Here is an 18,329-nt window from a genome sequence, read left to right as displayed (position 1 = left end):
GGGCTCGCGTCATCCTCGAGGATGACGTTCGCGTCAGCCTGCCGCGGGGTCGCCGAGGTCGTGCTCGTAGGCGAAGACGACGAGCTGCACCCGGTCGCGCAGGCCCAGCTTCGCGAGGATGCGGCTCACGTGCGTCTTCACGGTCGCCTCCGAGAGGAACTCGCTCGCGGCGATCTCGCCGTTCGAGAGGCCCCGCGCGGCCAGCGCGAAGATCTCCCGCTCGCGAGGAGTGAGCTCGTTCCATGCCGCGGGCGCCGGGCGAAGGCCCGAGCCGGCACCGACGTGGGCGAACAGCGCGCGGGTCGCGGAGGCCGCGATCACCTGGTTGCCCTGGTGCACGGTGCGGATCGCCGCGAGCAGGAACTCGGGATCCGCGTCCTTCAGCACGAATCCGCTCGCGCCGGCCCGGATCGCCCTGGCCGCGTTCTCGTCGAGATCGAAGGTCGTGAGCACGAGGATGCGGGGCGCCGCCCGGCCGTCGCGGTCGGCCTCGGCGAGGATGCGCTCGGTCGCGGTGATGCCGTCGGCGAGCGGCATCCGCACGTCCATGAGCACGACGTCGGGCCTCACGTCGGCCGCGAGCGCCACGGCGGCGACACCGTCGCCGGCCTCGCCCGCGACCTCGAGGTCGGGCTGCGACTCGACGAGCATGCGCACGCCCGCGCGGAAGAGGGCCTGGTCGTCGACGAGGGCGACGCGGATGCTCATGCGGTCCTTCCGGTTCGGACGGGGATTCGGGCGGTGAGGCGGAACAGGCCGTCGTCGCCGGCCACCGCCTGCAGGGTACCGCCGGCGAGCTGCGCGCGTTCGCGCATGCCGGGGATGCCGTGGCGGAACGCGTGCGAATCGGGCGGCGGCACCTCGGCCCGGCGGACGTTCACGAGTTCGACGGTGACGCCCGAGTCGTCCCAATGGAGGCCGAGTCGGACGGGCTGCGACACGTCGCCGTGCCGGAGCGCGTTCGTGAGCCCCTCCTGCACGATCCGGTAGACCGCGATCTGCTGCCCGGTACCCAGCTCGGGACGAATGCCGTGCTCGTTGAGGCGCACGTCGAGGCCGGCGGCACGGACCTGGTCGAGCAGGACGCCGAGGTCGTCGAGCACGGGCTGGGGCGACTCCGCCTCGTGGTGGCGGAGCTCCGCGAGCAGCAGGCGCACGTCGCCCAGCGCTCCGCGAGCGACGCCCGCGATCGTTCCGAGCGCGTCGACGGCCGCCTCCGGCTTCGTGCGGGCGGCGAAGCGCGCCCCGTCGGCCTGCGCGATGACCACGGCGAGCGAGTGGGCGACGACGTCGTGCATGTCGCGAGCGATACGGTTCCGCTCCTGCTCGACGACGTAGCGGTACTCGGCGAGCTCGCGTTCGCGGTTCGCGAGCTCCTCGCGCCGTCGCACCTCGCGGGTGTCGCGAACGGCGCGCACGAGGAGACCGGAGGTCCACGCGAGCACGAGCACCGCGATGGAGGCGACGAACAGCACACCGGTCAGGACGAGCGTGCCGATCGCGTCGGACGGCGCCGCGAACGTCGCCCCGTCGATGAGGGGCTTCACGAGCGCGAGGTAGACCGTCGCGAGCACGGCGCCGACCCCGGCCGACCCGAGGCCCAGCCACTTCACGACGCGGCCGCCGTGCGCGGCGGTCGAGTACAGCACGCCGAGCACGGCCGCGTCGTAGAGCTGCAGGTCGCGCAGCAGCAGCATCTGCGAAAGAGCGGCGACCCACGCGATCCCGAGCGACCAGCCCGGGTCGTAGCGGCGCACCGCGAGCGCGCCCGCGAACCCCACGAGGATCAGGACGTCCGAGATGCCCCCGAGCAGCGCGAACGGCAGGCACATGAGTGCGAACACGCCGGCGAGCACGATGTCGGTCGTGAGCTTCGCGCGGCTGATCCTGGTGGGCACCGATCCACCGTACGCGCTCCACCGGGCCTCGGGGCGCCCAGCGGCGCGGAATCATCCTCGAGTGGTACGCGCTGCCGCGACCGGCGCGCGCCGAGGCATCCGTGATCGGCGCGCCGACCCGCGACCGCGGCAGGCGGCTCAGAACCCGAGGCGGCCGAGCTGCTTCGGGTCCCGCTGCCAGTCCTTCGCGACCTTCACGTGCAGGGCGAGGTAGACCTTCCGACCGAGCAGGTGCTCGATCTGCGCACGCGCGGTCGCGCCGACCTCCTTGAGCCGGGCGCCGCCCTTGCCGATGATGATGCCCTTCTGGCTGTCGCGCTCGACGAAGAGGTTCGCGTAGATCTCGACGAGATCGCGGTCCTCGCGCTCCACCATGTCGTCGACGGTCACCGCGATCGAGTGCGGCAGCTCGTCGGAGACGCCCTCGAGCGCCGCCTCGCGCACGAACTCGGCGATGCGGTCGGTCACGTCCTCGTCGGTGAGCGCCTCGGCCGGGTACAGCGGCTGGCCCGACTCGGGCATGAGCGAGAGCAGCTCGGCCACGAGCACGTCGAGCTGTTCGCCGCGCGGCGCCGACACCGGGATGATCGCCGCCCAGTCGCGCAGCTCGGAGACGGCCAGCAGCTGCTCGGCGACCTTCGCCTTCGACGTGGCATCGGTCTTCGTGACGATCGCGACCTTCTTCGCGTGCGGGTACTGGTCGAGCTGCTCGATGATGAACCGGTCGCCCGGGCCGATCGCCTCGTTCGCCGGCACGCAGAACGCGATGACGTCGACGTCGCCGAGGGTCGACTGCACGAGCGTGTTGAGGCGCTCGCCGAGGAGCGTGCGGGGCCGGTGCAGGCCCGGCGTGTCGACGAGGATGAGCTGCCCGTGCTCGCGGTGCACGATGCCGCGGATGGCGCGTCTCGTCGTCTGCGGCTTCGAGCTCGTGATCGCGACCTTCTCGCCGACGAGCGCGTTGGTGAGCGTCGACTTGCCGACGTTCGGGCGTCCGACGAACGACACGAATCCGGCGCGGTACTCAGTCACGGTGGTTCCTCTCCACGGTCTCGCCCCCGTCGAACGCGGTGTGGGCGTCGATCAGGGCCTGGTCGGCCTCGACGAGGATCGTCGAGATGCGCTTCCGGCGGCCCTCGGTGCGCTCGGCTTCGAGGATGAGCCCCGAGACGCTCGCCCGCTCGCCGGGCTGCGGCAGGCGGCCGAGTTCCTTCGCGAGCAGCCCGCCCGCCGAGTCGACGTCCTCGTCGTCGAGCTCGAGCCCGAACAGCTCGCCCAGCTCGTCGATCGGCAGCCGCGCGTTCACCCGGTAGCGTCCGTCGCCGAGGTCCTCGACCTGCGCGGCCTCGCGGTCGTACTCGTCGGAGATGTCGCCGACGAGCTCTTCGATGAGGTCCTCCAGGGTGACGAGCCCGGCGATGCCGCCGTACTCGTCGACGACCATCGCGAGGTGGGTCGATTCGAGCTGCATCTGCCGGAGCAGCGCGTCGGCCTTCATCGAGTCGGGCACGAACGTCGCCGGCCGGGCGAGTTCGCCGACCGTGAGTCCCTCCGCATCGAGCGGGCGCTCGAAGCCCAGCCTCGCGAGGTCGCGCAGGTACAGGATGCCGATGACGTCGTCGGCGTCGCGCGCGATCACGGGGATGCGGGAGTAGCCCGCCTTCAGGAAGAGCGACATCGCGTTCGCCAGGTGCGCCGTGGCGTCGATCGTCACCATGTCGGTGCGGGGCACCATGACCTCGCGCACGACGGTGTCGTTGAACTCGAAGATCGAGTGGATGAGCTCTCGGTCGCCCTCCTCGAGCACGTCGAGCTCGGCCGCCTCGTCGACCATGCTGAGCAGTTGCTCCTCGCTCGAGACGCCGGCGAAGCGGAGCCGGCCGGGCGTCACGCGGTTGCCGAGCGACACGAGGGCGCCGGCGAGCGGGCCGATCAGCACGCGGAGGAAGTGCACGAGCGGCGCGGTGAGGCGCAGGACCACCGGCGCGTGCGCGCGCCCGACGCTGCGGGGGCTGGCGCCGACGAGCACGAAGGAGGCGGCGGTCATGATGAGCGCCGCGCACAGCAGCACGAGCCAGATGTCGTCGGTGAAGAAGGTGAACGCGAGCGTCACGAGCACCGCGGCCGTCGTCTCGGACACGATGCGGACGAAGTTGACCGTGTTGACGTGCGCGCCCGTGTCGTCGGCGATCGCGAGCAGCGAGCGTCGCGCGCGAGCGCCGAGCGCGAGGTCGGTGAGATCGGCCCGGCTCGACACGCCGACCGCGGCGTCGACCGCCGCCATGAGGCCGCCGAAGGCGACCAGCATGAACGCGGCGCCGAGGAAGAGCCAGGGCAGCATGGTCAGCGGCGGCGCTCCTGCATCGAGAATCCGACGAGGATGTCGCGCTGGATGCCGAACATCTCCTTCTCCTCGTCGGGCTCGGCGTGGTCGAAGCCGAGCAGGTGCAGGATGCCGTGCGTCGTGAGCAGCAGCAGCTCGTCGAGGAGCGAGTGGCCGGCGGTGCGCGCCTGCGACTCGGCCACCTGCGGGCACAGCACGACGTCGCCGAGCAGGCCGGGCGGGGTCGGCGCGTCCTCGGTGCCGGGGCGCAGCTCGTCCATCGGGAAGCTCAGCACGTCGGTCGGTCCGGGCTCGTCCATCCACTGCACGTGCAGCTGCTCCATGGCGCCCTCGTCGACGAGCACGATCGCGAGCTCGGCGTCCTGGTGGACGTGCATGGCGTCGAGCGCGTACACCGCGAGCCGCTGGATCGCGGCCTCGTCGACCTCGATCGCGGATTCGTTGTTGATCTCGATGCTCAAGACTTGCCCTTTCTCGGCAGGTGGTCGCGAGGGCCGGCGTGGCCGCGCCGTTCGGCGCGGTTCGCGAACTCGCGCGCCTCGGCGCGTTCGAATCGCTGCGCCTGCTGCCGCTGGTCGTACTCGGTGTAGGCGTCGACGATGCGCCCGACGAGCGTGTGCCGCACGACGTCGTCGCTCGTGAGCCGCACGAAGTGGATGTCGTCGATGCGGTCGAGGATGCGCGTCACGAGCCGCAGCCCAGAGGCGCCGCCGGGCAGGTCGACCTGGGTGATGTCGCCCGTGACGACCATCTTCGAGCCGAAGCCGAGACGGGTGAGGAACATCTTCATCTGCTCGGGCGTCGTGTTCTGCGCCTCGTCGAGCACGACGAACGAGTCGTTCAGCGTCCGTCCGCGCATGTACGCGAGCGGGGCGACCTCGACCGTGCCGGAGGCGAGGAGCTTCGGCACGAGCTCGGGGTCCATCATCTCGTTGAGCGCGTCGTACAGCGGGCGCAGGTACGGGTCGATCTTGTCGGTGAGGGTGCCCGGGAGGAATCCGAGCCGCTCCCCCGCCTCGACGGCGGGCCTGGTGAGGATGATGCGGCTCACCTCCTTGCGCTGCAGCGCCTGCACGGCCTTCGCCATGGCGAGATAGGTCTTGCCAGTGCCCGCGGGTCCGATGCCGAACACGATCGTGTTCTCGTCGATCGCGTCGACGTAGGCGCGCTGGCCCTCGGTCTTCGGGCGGATCGTCTTGCCCCGGCTGGAGACGATGACCTGCCCGAGCAGTTCGGACGGCTTCGCGTCGGGGTCGGCGTCGAGCATGCGCGCTGAGCTCCTCACTTCGGTCGGGGTCGGGTCCTGGTCGCGGCGCACGAGCTCGAGCAGTTCCTCGATGAGGCGTCGCACGCGACGACGCTCGTCGGATGCGCCGCGAATCGCGATCTCGTTGCCGCGCACGTGCACCTCGACCCCCGGGTACTCGCGCTGGATCGAGGTGAGCAGGCGATCCTGCGGGCCGAGCAGGCGCACCATCTGCACGCCGTCGATGCTCAGGCGCTCCTCGTCGACGCCGGTCGCCGACCCCTCGGTCGTCGGCACTGCGGGCTCGATCGGCTCAGGCTCCCGCAAGCGTGCCCTCCTCGAGCCCGCCCGCGAGGACGTGCGCGTGCACGTGGAACACGGTCTGGCCGGCCGAGGCGCCGGTGTTGAACACGAGGCGGAACTCGCCGTCGGCGAGGTCGCCGGCGACGTCGCGCGCGACGCCCACGAGCTCGGCGAGGAGGTCGGGGTCGGCGGCGGCCAGCTCGACGACGTCGCGGTAGTCGCCGGACTTCGTCGTCACGACGACGTGGACGGGCGCCTGCGGGGCGATGTCGTGGAACGCGATGACGCGCGCGGTCTCTGCGACGATGCGCGCGGGGATCTCACGCGCGACGATGCGTTCGAAGACGGACGTTCCAGCGCGCGAATCGGTCATTCCACCATCGTAGCGACGGATGGGTCACCACCGCCCGAGCGCGACGCTGAGCACCGCGATCGCCGCGGGACCCGCCGTCGACGTGCGCAGCACCGAGGCGCCGAGGCGCACGGGCTCTGCGCCGGCCTCGACGAGCCGTTCGAGCTCGGCGGGGGCGATGCCGCCCTCGGGGCCGACGACGAGGGCCACGTCGCGGCCGTCGGGTTCGAGTTCGGTGAGCGCGACCCGTGCGGTCGGTTCGAGCACGAGCACGCGACATCCGGCCAGGCGTTCGGCCAGGCCGGCGGTCGTCGTGACCTCGGCCACCTCGGGCTGCCAGGCGCGGATCGACTGCTTGACGGCTTCGCGCACGATGGTCGCCCACCGGCGCCGCCCCTTCTCGGCCTTCGGTCCCTCCCAGCGCGACACCGACCGGGTCGCGGCCCACGGCACGACGCCGTCGACCCCGAGCTCGGTCGCCGCCTGCACGGCCATCTCGTCGCGGTCGCCCTTCGCGAGGGCCTGGACGAGCGTGATCGCGGGGGTCGGGCGCTCCTCGACGACGACCTCCTCGGCGACGAGCACGAGCTCACGGGACTCGATCGAGACGACCGACCCGCGCACGATCACGCCGCGGCCGTCTCCGATCGCGATGCGCTCCCCGGTGCGGACCCGCGCGACGGTGACCGCGTGCCGTGCCTCATCGCCCGACAGCCGCACCTCGGCGCCGGGCGCCAGGGTGCGGAGATCGAGCGATTCATCGAGGTAGAGGCTGCTCATGGACGGCCCCGGTCAGCCGAGGAACCGGTCGCGCAGTCGCGCGAACAGCCCCTGCTGGAAGTGGCTCAGTTCGGGCGCGGGCGAACGCCTGGACTTCGCGAACTGGGCGATCAGGTCGCGCTCCTTCGACGAGAGCTTCGTCGGGGTCAGCACCTGCACGCCGATCTTGAGGTCGCCGCGGCCGTTGCCGCGCAGCTTCGTGACCCCTCGGTCCTTCACCGTCAGGATCTCGCCGCTCTGCGTGCCCGCCTTCACCTCGAGCTCGACATCGCCGTCGAGCCCCGGGATGGTCGCGTTCGTGCCGAGGATCGCGTCCGTCATCGCGACCTCGAGCGTCGCGAGCAGGTCGTCGCCGTTCCGGCTGAACACCTCGTGGTTCTTCACCTTGATCTCGAGGTAGAGGTCGCCGTTCGGGCCGCCGGCGGGGCCGGCCTCGCCCGAGCCCGGCATCTGCAGTCGCACGCCCGTGTCGACGCCGGCGGGGATGTCGACGGGCACCGTACGGCGCGCGCGCACCCGCCCCTGTCCCTGGCACGTCACGCAGGGGGTGGCGATGATCGTGCCGTACCCGCGGCAGGTGCCGCACGGGCTCGACGTCATCACGTTGCCGAGGAGCGACCGGACCTGGCGCTGGATCTGGCCCGAGCCGTGGCAGATGTCGCACGTCACGGGCGACGTGCCCGGCTGGCAGCACGACCCCTGGCAGGTCTCGCAGCGCACGGCCGTGTCGACCTCGATGTCGCGGTGCGTGCCGAAGATCACCTCGTCGAGGCCGACCTCGACGCGGATCAGGGCGTCCTGCCCGCGTTCGCGCCGCGACCGCGGCCCCCGGCTCTGCTGGGTCGCCCCGAAGAACGTCTCGAAGATGTCGCCGAAGCCGCCGAAGTTCTGGCCGCCGAAGCCGCCCTGGCCGCCGCCGAGGTCGTACTGCTGCCGCTGCTTCGGGTCGCTCAGCACGTCGTAGGCGTGGGTCACCTCTTTGAAGCGCTCGGATGCCTCGGCCCCGGGGTTCACGTCGGGGTGGAGCTCTCGCGCGAGGCGGCGGTAGGCCTTCTTGATCTCGTCGGGGGTGGCGTCGCGGGAGACGCCGAGGACCTCGTAGTGGTCGGCCACGGAGGGCATGTCCTTTCGGTTGCGCCGTCGAAGATCGACGGCGGCTGGTCAGTTCTCGCCGAGCGTGCGGGAGAGGTATCTGGCGACCGCGCGGACCGCGGCCATGCTGTTCGAGTAGTCCATGCGGGTCGGCCCGACGACGCCGAGGCGCGAGATGTCGCGGCCGGGGATCTCGAAGGCGCTCGACACGATCGAGGTCTCGCCGAGCCCGAACGACGCGTTCTCACGGCCGATGCGCACGGCGACCGCGTGCTCGTCGGTCGCCATCTCGCCGAAGAGCCTCAAGAGCACGACCTGCTCCTCGATCGCCTCGATGACGCCGAGGATCGACCCCGCGAAATCCTGCTCGGTGCGCACGAGGTTCGCGGCGCCGGCGACGACCAGCCGGTCGTTGCGCTGCTGCCGGGCCTGGTCGGCGAGCGTCGCCGCGAGCGTGTGCAGCACCGCGGCATGTCGCCGATCGATCACGTCGATCTCACCGGACAGCAGCTCCGAGGCGTCCGCCATGGTGGTGCCCGCGACGAGCTCGTTCAACCGGTGCCTGAGCGACGCGAGCGTCTCGTCGTCGACCGGCTCGGCGAGCTCGGCGAGCCGCTGCTCGACCTGGCCGGAGTCGGCGATGAGGATGCAGAGCACGCGCGTCGGCGCGAGGCCGACGAGCTCGACGTGACGCACCCGAGCGCTGGCGAAGCTCGGGTACTGCACGACCGCGAGCTGCTTGGTCAGCTGCGAGATGAGGCGCACGGTGCGGGCGAGCAGCTCGTCGAGGTCGCTCGATTCGCCGAGGAAGGTCTCGATGGCCTGGCGCTGCGCCGGAGTCAGCGGTCGCACGTCGGTCAGCTGGTCGACGAAGACGCGATAGCCCTTGTCGGTCGGGATGCGACCCGACGACGTGTGCGGCGCCGCGATCAGTTCCTCTTCTTCGAGGAGTGCCATGTCGTTGCGGATCGTCGCCGCCGACACGCCGAAGGCGTGCCGCTCGACGATGGTCTTCGACCCGACCGGCTCGCGCGAGGCCACGTAGTCCTGCACGATCGCACGGAGCACCGCGAGACTGCGTTCGGAGACCATGGTCCTCGCTTCCTCTGCACGGTTTAGCACTCGATCGACCGGACTGCCAATCATATCGCGACATCCCGGGACTCGGCCGTTGCCGCACCCGGTGGCGGGCGCTACCGTATGGATGTTCCGCGCGCCGCCCCCGACCTCCGCGGCCCGCGACCACCCAGTCCCGACGCCCGAAAGGCACGCCCATGAGCGACTCCGCCCCGCCGCCCCCTGCACCAGCGCCCCAGCCCGCCGGCGCCCTCCCCCACGACCAGGATGTGCTGTGGGGTTCGCTCGCCCAGCTCGGCGGCATCCTCGGCCCCCTGCCCGCCCTCATCATCTGGCTCGTGTTCAAGGACCGCGGCCCCTTCACGAACGTCGAGGCGAAGGAGGGCCTGAACTTCCAGATCACGGCCGTCATCGCGTACGTCGCGATCGTGATCGTGAACACCGTCCTCGTCCTCGTGACCTTCGGCGTGTGGGGCTACGTCGCGTGGCTGCTGCCGACCGCGCTCTGGATCGCCGTCGTGGTGTTCTCGATCCTCGCGTACCTGAAGGCGAAGGACGGCACGCACTACCGCTACCCCTTCGCGATCCGCCTCATCAAGTAGCGGGAATCCGAAGGCATCGCCGAGCGCGCCGCGGGAACACTTCCCCGGCGCGCTCGTCTGTGCCAGCATGACAGCGACCCGCCGTCCGGCGGCCCGACCAAGGAGAGACCATGTCTGAGGGCACCCCGCCTCCCCCGCCCCCGAACCCCTATCAGCAGAACCAGCCGCTGAGCCCGTCCGACGAGAAGCTCTGGGCGACGCTGATCCAGATCGGCGGCATCATCTTCGGCGTCCTGCCGTCGCTGATCGGCTACCTCGTGCTGAAGGACAAGGGGCCGTTCGTCCGCGGCCACGCGGCGACCGCGCTGAACTTCCAGATCACGCTGCTGATCGCCTACGTCGTCGGCTGGGTCACCGCGTTCATCTTCATCGGCTTCCTCATCCTCGCCGCGGCGTGGATCTGCTCGATCGTGTTCGGCATCATCGCCGCGATCGCGGCGAACAAGGGCGAGCCGTACGTCTACCCCATCGCGATCAAGTTCGTCAGCTAGGACCGACCGCTACTCGACCCCGTCGAGCAGCCGGCGCACCACCGCGTCGGCCAGGAGCCGCCCCTTCCGCGTGAGCGTCAGCGCACCGGAGAGGGCGGCTCTCGCGTCGACGAGGCCGTCGGCGATGAGCCCCGCCACGGCGTGACGGCCGCCCGTGTGCAGGGACGCGATCGCGAGTCCCTCACGGATGCGCGTCGCGAGCAGCACGCGTTCGGTCTCGCGGGTGCGCCCGTCGAGCACCTCGCGCCCGACGGCGGGCGAGACGCCCGAGGCCAGCCGCTCGGCGTACGCCGACGGGTGCTTCGCGTTCCACCAGCGCACGCCGCCGACGTGGCTGTGCGCGCCGGGGCCGACGCCCCACCAGTCGTCGCTGCGCCAGTAGCCGAGGTTGTGCCGCGAACGGTGCTCGGCGCCGCGCGCCCAGTTGCTCACCTCGTACCACTCGTACCCGGCCGCGACGAGCGACTCGTCGGCCAGTTCGTACATGTCGGCCTCGAGGTCGTCGGAGGGGGTCTCGAGCTCGCCCCGGCGGATCTGCCGGGCGAGCTTCGTGCCGTCCTCCACGATGAGCGCGTACGCGCTGAGATGGTCGGGCCGCTGGGCGATCGCGTGCTCGAGGCTCCGCCGCCAGTCGTCGAGCGACTCCCCGGGCGTGCCGTAGATGAGGTCGAGGCTGACATCGAGCCCCGCCTCGCGCGCCCAGGCCACGACCTGCGGCACGCGCTCGGGGTCGTGCGTGCGATCGAGCGCGGCGAGCACGTGCGGCACCGCCGACTGCATGCCGAACGACACGCGCGTGAACCCGCCGGCGGCGAGTTCGTCGAGCTCCCGGCGGCCGACCGAGTCGGGATTGGCCTCGGTGGTGACCTCGGCCCCGGGCGCGAGGCCGTACTCGTGGCGCACCGCGCCGAGCATCGCGACGAGGTCGCCCGCGGGCAGGAGGGTGGGCGTTCCGCCCCCGAAGAAGACGGTCTCGGCTCGACGCGGAGGGACCCCGGATGCCTCCAGCACGCGCCGCGACATCCTGATCTCGTCGATCGCCTGGGCCGCGTAGTCCGCCTGCCGGGCGCCGCGCAGCTCGTCGGACGTGTAGGTGTTGAAGTCGCAGTAGCCGCAGCGCACGCGGCAGAACGGCACATGCACGTAGACGCCGAACGCCCGGTCGGCGGCACCGGCCGCCGCCTGGGCCGGCAGCAGGCCGTCGGCCGGGGCTGGATCGCCGAGCGGCAGCGCCGAGCCCACGCCTACGCGCCGCCGGCGGGGTGGAGCGCCCGCAGTTCGCGTCGGGTGAGCTCCCGACGACGACGACGCGTGAACGGCGAGAGCACGGCGCGGGCGCCGCCCGCGGTCGCGAGGATGGACCGGATCGTGAGCCACACCGTGTCGTCGTCCCGGTGCTCGAGGATGAACGACTCCTCACCGGTCTCGGCCCCGTGCGCGGTCGTTCCGTAGGCGAAGCCGATGCGGTTCGGCTCGTCGATCACGTAGACGACGAGCACGGGCGTCTTCGCCGTGCCGAACCGGCGCTTGCGCTCGAGGGTCGCCGTCATGCCCGCGGCGATGTAGGGGGTGCCGTCGGCGCCGAACCGGTCCTCCGTCCGCGGTGCGGGCTGGTCGGTGAGGGGGGCGCCGGTCGCGTCGAAGACGATGCCGGGGTACTGGGCGCCCGTGCCCGCCGAGACGTCGGCGATCGTGAACCCGGCGCCGCGCTGGATGCCCCAGGTCATGAGCGCCTCCGCCGACCGGTCGAACCGCTCCTTGCCGGAGCCGAGCCGCACCGAGTCCTCGGCCGGGCGGAGACCCGTCGGCGGGTAGCGGAGGAAGTCGGGGTCGAGGGTCGCGCCGATGGCGCCGTAGGTGACCGACTGGTCGGTGAACGTGCTTCTGCGAGTCATCCTGTGTCGTCCTTCGCGCCCCGGGGGCGGGCGCTACTTCTTGGCGTCCTTCTTGGTCTCGGTGTCACCCGACAGCGCGGCGATGAAGGCCTCCTGCGGCACCTCGACGCGGCCCACCATCTTCATGCGCTTCTTGCCCTCCTTCTGCTTCTCGAGGAGCTTGCGCTTGCGGCTGATGTCACCGCCGTAGCACTTCGCCAGGACGTCCTTGCGCATCGCGCGGATCGACTCGCGCGCGATGATGCGGGCGCCGATCGCGGCCTGGATCGGCACCTCGAACTGCTGCCGGGGAATGAGCTCGCGCAGGCGGCCCGTCATCAGCACGCCGTAGGCGTACGCCTTGTCGCGGTGCACGATCGCGCTGAACGCGTCGACCTGCTCGCCCTGGAGCAGGATGTCGACCTTCACGAGGTCGGCCGCCTGGTCGCCCGAGGGCTCGTAGTCGAGCGACGCGTAACCGGCCGTCTTCGACTTCAGCTGGTCGAAGAAGTCGAAGACGATCTCGCCGAGCGGCATGTTGTAGCGGATCTCGACCCGGTCCTCGCCGAGGTACTCCATGCCGAGCAGGGTGCCGCGGCGCGACTGGCAGAGCTCCATGATCGTGCCGACGTAGTCCTTCGGGGCGAGGATCGCGGCCTTCACCATGGGCTCCCGCACCTCGGCGATCTTCGCGCCGGTCGGGAACTCGCTCGGGTTCGTGACCGTCACCGTCTTCTTGTCTTCGGTCGTGACCTCGTAGACGACGCTCGGCGCCGTCGTGATGATGTCGAGCCCGAACTCGCGACGAAGCCGTTCGTTCACGATCTCGAGGTGGAGGAGGCCCAGGAACCCGCAACGGAAGCCGAAGCCGAGCGCGACCGAGGTCTCGGGCTCGTACACGAGCGCCGCGTCGGAGAGCTTCAGCTTGTCGAGCGCCTCGCGCAGCTCGGGGTAGTCGCTGCCGTCGATCGGGTAGAGCCCCGAGAAGACCATCGGCAGCGGCTCGGTGTAGCCCGGCAGCGCCTCGGTCGCGGGCTTCACCGCGGTCGTGACCGTGTCGCCGACCTTCGACTGGCGCACGTCCTTCACACCGGTGATGAGGTAGCCGACCTCGCCCACGCCGAGCCCCTTCGTCGGCTGCGGCTCGGGCGCGCTCACGCCGATCTCGAGGATCTCGTGCGTCGCCTTCGTCGACATCATCTGGATGCGCTCGCGCGGATTCAGCTGGCCGTCGACCATGCGCACGTAGGTCACGACGCCGCGGTAGCTGTCGTAGACGGAGTCGAAGATCATCGCGCGGGGAGCGGCGTCGGCGTTGCCGACCGGAGCGGGGATGCGCTCGACGACGCGGTCGAGCAGTTCCTCGACACCGACGCCCGTCTTGCCCGAGACCTTGAGCACGTCGTCGGGCGAGCCGCCGATGAGGTCGGCGAGCTCGCGGGCGTACTTCTCGGGCTCGGCGGCCGGAAGGTCGATCTTGTTCAGGACCGGGATGATCTCGAGGTCGTTCTCGAGTGCGAGGTAGAGGTTCGCGAGCGTCTGCGCCTCGATGCCCTGGGCGGCGTCGACGAGCAGGATCGCGCCCTCGCACGCCGCGAGCGAGCGCGACACCTCGTACGAGAAGTCGACGTGGCCCGGCGTGTCGATCATGTTGAGCGCGTAGGCGGCGCCCTCGACCTGCCACGGCATTCGCACGGCCTGGCTCTTGATCGTGATGCCGCGCTCGCGCTCGATGTCCATGCGGTCGAGGTACTGCGCGCGCATATCGCGGTCGGACACGATGCCCGTGATCTGCAGCATGCGGTCGGCAAGGGTCGACTTGCCGTGGTCGATGTGCGCGATGATGCAGAAGTTGCGGATCGCGGACGGGTCGGTGGCGGCGGGCACCGGCGGGTTCACAGCTCTCGGAGACATCCTGTCGATTCTCCCACGACTTCGGTTCAGACTTTCGACGGATGCCTCGTGGCGGGCGCCGCGGCTACGCTCGCAGCATGAGCGCGACTCTCACGAACCCGTCGCGCGGGGCCGATTCGGCGCTGCGCCCGGTGTTCGTCGCCCTCCGGCTGGGCCTCCATCTCCTCGTCGTCGGGCTCACGCTCTTCGTCGTCGTGCGGGCGCTCCTCGCCGACGACGCGGCCGAAGTGCCGATCACGGTGCTCGCCGTCGCGTTCCTCGCGTGCTACGGCGCCGGCGTCGCGGCCGCGCACCGGCACCTGCCGACCTGGGCGCGCGTGCTCTGGCTCCTGATGCTGCTCGCGCTCTGGGTCGCGATGTCGGCGCTGACCCCCGATGCCGCCTTCCTCGCCTTCCCGCTCTTCTTCCTCGAGCTGCACGTGCTCGCCGCGCCGATCGCCGTGCCGCTCGTCGTCGTCACGTTCGGCATCTCGGTGTGGGGAACGGCCAGCCACCTCGGCTACGAGGTCGGCTCGATCCTCGGCCCGCTCATCAGCGCCGGCGTCGCGATCGTGATCGGGCTCGGCTACCGCGCGATGGCCGAGGAGACGAGGGAGCGCCAGTCGCTCATCCTCGACCTCATCGCCACCCGGGAGGAGCTCGCGACCGCGAGTCGCGAGGCCGGCACGCTCGCCGAACGCGAGCGGCTCGCCCGCGAGATCCACGACACGCTCGCGCAGGGGCTCTCGAGCATCCAGATGCTGCTGCACGCCGCAGAACGCGACGTCGACGACGAGGCGGTGCGGCAGAAGCTCGTGCTCGCCCGCGAGACCGCCGCCGAGAACCTCGGCGAGGCACGACGCTTCATCCGAGAGCTCACCCCGCCGTCGCTCGACGAGCAGACGCTGCCGGCGGCGCTCCGGCGCCTCGCCGAAGCCGTCGACGACCGCGTCCGGCAGTCGGGCACCGAGACGCGCGTCGAGTTCACCACGAGCGGCGACCCCGTCGTGCTGCCGATGGCGGTCGACGCGGCGCTCCTGCGGATCGCGCAGGGTTCGCTCGCGAACGTCGTGAAGCACGCCGATGCGCGCGCCTGCTCGCTCACGCTCAGCTACCTCGGCGACGAGGTCGCGCTCGACGTCGTGGACGACGGCGTCGGCTTCGATGTCGCCGCCGTCGCCCGGCGCGCGGGCGCCGATGCCACCGGCGTCGGCGCCGGGAGCGACCCGGGCGAGTACGGCCTGCGCTCGATCCGCCGCCGCGCCGAGGAGCTCGGCGGCCGGTTCGACATCGAGTCCGCCCCGGGCGAGGGCACCGCGCTCTCGATCCGCATCCCGGTGGTGCGCGCATGATCCGGCTGCTCCTCGCTGACGACCACCCCGTGGTGCGGGCGGGCATCCGCGCGATGCTCGAGCGGGAGTCCGACCTCGCCGTCGTCGCCGAGGCCGCGACCGCCGAGGACGCGGTGCGGCTCGGCCGGTCCGGCGTCGACCTCGTGCTCATGGACCTGCAGTTCCCGGGGTCGATGCAGGGCGCCGAGGCGACCCGACGGCTCCGGGCCGAGACCGGCGGACCGCGCGTGCTCGTGCTCACGAACTACGACACCGATGCCGACATCCTCGGTGCGATCGAGGCGGGTGCGAGCGGCTACCTCCTGAAGGACGCACCGCCGGAGGCGCTGATCGCGGCGGTACGGGCCGCAGCCGAGGGCGAGCACGCGCTCGCCGCCGAGCTGTCCGCGAAGCTCGACGCCTCGCTCGCCTCGGGCGAGCGCCTGACCACCCGCGAGGCCGAAGTGCTGGGTCTCGTCGCCGAGGGGCGCACGAACCGCGAGATCGGCAAGTCGCTCTTCCTCAGCGAGGCGACCGTCAAGTCGCACCTGGTGCACATCTTCACGAAGCTCGGAGTGGGCTCACGCACGGCCGCGGTCGCGCGGGCCCGCGAGATCGGCGCGATCCGGGCGGGCTGAGCATGGTCGCCGCCCGCATCGTGCTCGTGCACGGCATCCGCACCTCGGCCACGATGTGGCGGCGGCAGGTCACTGCGCTCGCCGCTCGCGGCTTCGACGTCGTCGCGGTCGACCTCCCCGGGCACGGGTCGCGCATGGCCGAACCGTTCGCGCTCGACGCGGCGATGGCGACCATCGACGCGGCGTTGAATCCGCCGGCCGAGGTCCCGCCCGGGACGCGGACCGCCGCGCCGACCGGCGGGGATGACCCCGCACCGCGCCTGCTCGTCGGGCTGAGCCTCGGGGGCTACCTGTCGATCGAGTTCGCGGCGAGGCATCCCGACCGCCTCGACGGGCTCGTGGCCGCCGCATGCGGGACCCTCCCCCGCGGCCCCGGCCTCACCGCCTACCGCGGGCTCGCCGCGGCGATCGCGCGGCTGCCCGACCGCGGCCGGCGGCTCAACGACGCGACGGCCGCGCTGTTCCTCGCGCCCGACGCACTCGCCGACGTCGTGGCCGGCGGCGTCGCGCTCGACGTCATGGCGCCCGCCCTCGCGGCGGTCCACGGGCTCGACCCCGTCGCGGCCCTCCAGCGCATCCGGGTACCCGTCTGGTTCGTCAACGGGAGGTTCGACCACTTCCGGCTGCAGGAGCGACGGCTGCTCCGATCCGCCCACGACGCCCGGCTCGTCGTCGTACCCGGTGCCACCCACCTCGTGAGCCTCACCCGGTCCGACGCCTTCACCGCCGTCGTGCTCGGCGCCGTCGCCGAGCTCGATCGCCGGGCGGCGCGGCGACGCCGGGGCTCGACCGCTTCGCCCGGCGGCCTTGCCCTCGGAGCCGGCACGACGTAGCGTTGCCTCGGCGCGTCGTTCGCATGGATAACCGATGCGCTGCAGATTCAGTGTCGAACCATGCATCGGTCAGGCAACGCCGGCCGATGCGTGACGATACGCATCAGCGGGCGCGGCCGGAAGGTGGTCCCAACGATGGTTCCCTCCCAGCTCTACCGTGCGACCGTCGTCGACACGCCCGTCAGCCCGTTCGAGGGCGGCGAGGCGCGGTACGACGCCGACGTCGCGATCGTCGTCGAAGGCGGTGTGATCCGCTTCCGCGGCGCATTCGACGAGGCATCCCGGCAGCACCCCGACGCGACGGTCATCGACCTGCGCGACGGCGTGCTGCTGCCCGGCCTCGTCGACACGCACGTGCACTTCCCGCAGCTGCGCTCGATGGCGGGGCTCGGGCTGCCGCTCCTCGACTGGCTCGACCGGTACACCCTGCCCGAGGAGACGCGGTTCGCCGACGACGCCTACGCGCGCGAGGTGGCGCCGCAGTTCCTGAACGCGCTCGCCTCGGCCGGCACGACGAGCGCGCTCGTGTTCGGCTCGCACTTCGCCGGGGCGATGCACGAGTTCTTGGGCGCCGCGGCGTCGTCGGGCCTCCGCATCACGAGCGGGCTCGTCGTCGGCGACCGGATGCTGCTCGACGGGCTCTACACGACGCCCGAGCGGGCGCGCGAGGAGTCGGCCGCCCTCATCGACGCTTGGCACAACCGGGGCCGCCTGCGCTACGCCGTCACGCCGCGATTCTCGCTGTCGGCGTCCGACGAGCTGCTCGCCGCGTGCGGCGACACGTTCGCCTCGCGCGACGACCTCTGGTTCACGTCGCACCTGAACGAGAACCTCGCCGAGGTCGAGACCGTCGCGGGACTCTTCCCCGAGCGGCGCGACTACCTCGACACGTACGACCACCACGGGCTCGTGAACCGGCGGTCGGTGTACGCGCACAGCGTGCACACGACGGTGCCCGAGCTCGCACGGATGGGCGAGGTCGGCGCCTCGGTCGCACACTGCCCCACCTCGAACTCGGCGCTCGGCAGCGGGCTGTTCCCGCTGCGTCGCCACCTCGACGCGGGCGTGCGGGTCGCGCTCGGCACCGACGTCGGCGCGGGCAACGGGTTCAGCCTGTTCAAGGACGGCATCCAGGCGTACTTCATGCAGATGCTGCTCGGCGCCGACGGCGTGCAGCTCGAGCCCGCGCACCTGCTCTACCTCGCGACGCTCGCGGGCGCCGAGGCGCTCGGACTCGACGGGGTCGGCCACCTCGGGGTCGGCATGCAGTTCGACGCGATCCACGTTCGCCCGGCGCCCGGCTCGGCGTTCGACATCGTGCTGTCGCGTTCGGAGTCGGCCGGCGACGTGCTCGCCCGCACGTTCGCGCTCGCGACCACCTACGACGTCGCGGCGACGTGGGTCGGCGGCGACCTCGTGCACGCGCGCTCCTCGGCGCTCGGCGACGAGGGCGCGTCGGCGTTCAGCGACCCGGTTCCGCTGCACGACTGACGGTTCGCGGGCCGGCCTCCGCGAGACGTGTCCCGCGACGCGCCCGGCCGGCCCGCTTTGGTGGGCCGCCGGGCGAACTGGTAT

The 18,329-nt window shown here is 71.6% G+C and carries 19 protein-coding genes; 6 read left to right on the top strand and 13 right to left on the bottom strand.

Annotated elements, in window-relative coordinates; all coding sequences use genetic code 11:
* Positions 1-33: 33 nt before the first annotated feature.
* From AC3RJ7_RS17320 to hrcA, 10 genes are all read right to left on the bottom strand, one after another.
* Complete coding sequence (locus tag AC3RJ7_RS17320; protein WP_491457103.1) at positions 34-708, bottom strand: response regulator; 675 nt, start codon at positions 706-708, stop codon at positions 34-36.
* Positions 705-1,898, bottom strand: a complete 1,194-nt coding sequence (locus AC3RJ7_RS17315; protein ID WP_491457102.1) for a sensor histidine kinase — start codon at positions 1,896-1,898, stop codon at positions 705-707. Before AC3RJ7_RS17315 ends, AC3RJ7_RS17320 begins: the two co-directional genes overlap by 4 nt.
* Before the next feature lie 138 nt (positions 1,899-2,036).
* Positions 2,037-2,930, bottom strand: coding sequence for a GTPase Era (era, locus tag AC3RJ7_RS17310; protein ID WP_491457101.1), 894 nt, complete (start codon positions 2,928-2,930; stop codon positions 2,037-2,039).
* Complete coding sequence (locus AC3RJ7_RS17305) at positions 2,923-4,239, bottom strand: hemolysin family protein (protein WP_491457100.1); 1,317 nt, start codon at positions 4,237-4,239, stop codon at positions 2,923-2,925. Before AC3RJ7_RS17305 ends, era begins: the two co-directional genes overlap by 8 nt.
* 2 nt (positions 4,240-4,241) lie before the next feature.
* Complete coding sequence (ybeY, locus tag AC3RJ7_RS17300; protein ID WP_491427668.1) at positions 4,242-4,703, bottom strand: rRNA maturation RNase YbeY; 462 nt, start codon at positions 4,701-4,703, stop codon at positions 4,242-4,244.
* Positions 4,700-5,719, bottom strand: coding sequence for a PhoH family protein (locus AC3RJ7_RS17295; RefSeq protein ID WP_491457325.1), 1,020 nt, complete (start codon positions 5,717-5,719; stop codon positions 4,700-4,702). Before AC3RJ7_RS17295 ends, ybeY begins: the two co-directional genes overlap by 4 nt.
* A gap of 82 nt (positions 5,720-5,801) precedes the next feature.
* A complete protein-coding gene (locus AC3RJ7_RS17290; protein WP_491457099.1) occupies positions 5,802-6,164 on the bottom strand; it encodes an HIT domain-containing protein in 363 nt (120 codons plus the stop codon).
* A 24-nt stretch (positions 6,165-6,188) separates the two neighbouring features.
* Positions 6,189-6,923 (bottom strand): 16S rRNA (uracil(1498)-N(3))-methyltransferase, encoded by a 735-nt coding sequence (locus AC3RJ7_RS17285; protein ID WP_491457098.1) that lies wholly within the window; start codon positions 6,921-6,923, stop codon positions 6,189-6,191.
* Positions 6,924-6,935: 12 nt separating this feature from the next.
* On the bottom strand, positions 6,936-8,036 hold the full coding sequence (dnaJ, locus tag AC3RJ7_RS17280) for a molecular chaperone DnaJ (RefSeq protein WP_491457324.1): 1,101 nt from the start codon (positions 8,034-8,036) through the stop codon (positions 6,936-6,938).
* A 48-nt stretch (positions 8,037-8,084) separates the two neighbouring features.
* Positions 8,085-9,107 carry a heat-inducible transcriptional repressor HrcA gene (gene hrcA / locus AC3RJ7_RS17275; RefSeq protein WP_491457097.1) on the bottom strand — a complete coding sequence of 341 codons (1,023 nt, stop codon included), beginning with the start codon at positions 9,105-9,107 and terminating at the stop codon, positions 8,085-8,087.
* A 182-nt stretch (positions 9,108-9,289) separates the two neighbouring features.
* Between hrcA and AC3RJ7_RS17270 the strand changes: the two genes are divergently transcribed.
* On the top strand, positions 9,290-9,694 hold the full coding sequence (locus AC3RJ7_RS17270; RefSeq protein ID WP_491457096.1) for a DUF4870 domain-containing protein: 405 nt from the start codon (positions 9,290-9,292) through the stop codon (positions 9,692-9,694).
* Positions 9,695-9,804: 110 nt separating this feature from the next.
* A complete protein-coding gene (locus tag AC3RJ7_RS17265; protein WP_491457095.1) occupies positions 9,805-10,185 on the top strand; it encodes a DUF4870 domain-containing protein in 381 nt (126 codons plus the stop codon).
* A gap of 9 nt (positions 10,186-10,194) precedes the next feature.
* On the opposite strand, the gene hemW is transcribed toward AC3RJ7_RS17265, so the two are convergent.
* The 3 genes from hemW to lepA are packed head-to-tail and all read right to left on the bottom strand — an operon-like array spanning position 10,195 to position 13,973.
* Entirely contained in the window at positions 10,195-11,427 is a 1,233-nt protein-coding gene (gene hemW / locus AC3RJ7_RS17260) for a radical SAM family heme chaperone HemW (RefSeq protein WP_491457094.1), read from the bottom strand.
* A gap of 2 nt (positions 11,428-11,429) precedes the next feature.
* Positions 11,430-12,080: a DUF1990 domain-containing protein gene (locus AC3RJ7_RS17255; RefSeq protein ID WP_491457093.1), complete on the bottom strand. Its 651-nt coding sequence runs from the start codon at positions 12,078-12,080 to the stop codon at positions 11,430-11,432.
* Positions 12,081-12,113: 33 nt separating this feature from the next.
* Entirely contained in the window at positions 12,114-13,973 is a 1,860-nt protein-coding gene (gene lepA, locus AC3RJ7_RS17250) for a translation elongation factor 4 (RefSeq protein WP_491457092.1), read from the bottom strand.
* A 77-nt stretch (positions 13,974-14,050) separates the two neighbouring features.
* On the opposite strand from lepA, the gene AC3RJ7_RS17245 reads away from it, so the two are divergent.
* The 4 genes from AC3RJ7_RS17245 to guaD all read left to right on the top strand — a co-directional run bounded on the left by AC3RJ7_RS17245 (position 14,051) and on the right by guaD (position 18,245).
* Complete coding sequence (locus AC3RJ7_RS17245; RefSeq protein WP_491457091.1) at positions 14,051-15,304, top strand: sensor histidine kinase; 1,254 nt, start codon at positions 14,051-14,053, stop codon at positions 15,302-15,304.
* The gene (locus AC3RJ7_RS17240) at positions 15,301-15,921 is read left to right on the top strand and encodes a response regulator (protein ID WP_491457090.1); all 621 of its coding nucleotides are present in this window, start codon (positions 15,301-15,303) and stop codon (positions 15,919-15,921) included. The genes AC3RJ7_RS17245 and AC3RJ7_RS17240 overlap by 4 nt, the downstream gene beginning before the upstream one ends.
* A 2-nt stretch (positions 15,922-15,923) precedes the next feature.
* Positions 15,924-16,754: an alpha/beta fold hydrolase gene (locus AC3RJ7_RS17235; RefSeq protein WP_491457089.1), complete on the top strand. Its 831-nt coding sequence runs from the start codon at positions 15,924-15,926 to the stop codon at positions 16,752-16,754.
* 135 nt (positions 16,755-16,889) lie between these two features.
* Positions 16,890-18,245 (top strand): guanine deaminase, encoded by a 1,356-nt coding sequence (gene guaD / locus AC3RJ7_RS17230; RefSeq protein WP_491457088.1) that lies wholly within the window; start codon positions 16,890-16,892, stop codon positions 18,243-18,245.
* Positions 18,246-18,329 lie beyond the last annotated feature (84 nt).

The organism is Agromyces solani, assembly GCF_058349925.1.
The sequence above is the reverse complement of the archived record's forward strand: the minus strand, read 5'-3'. Positions and strand labels throughout refer to the sequence as shown.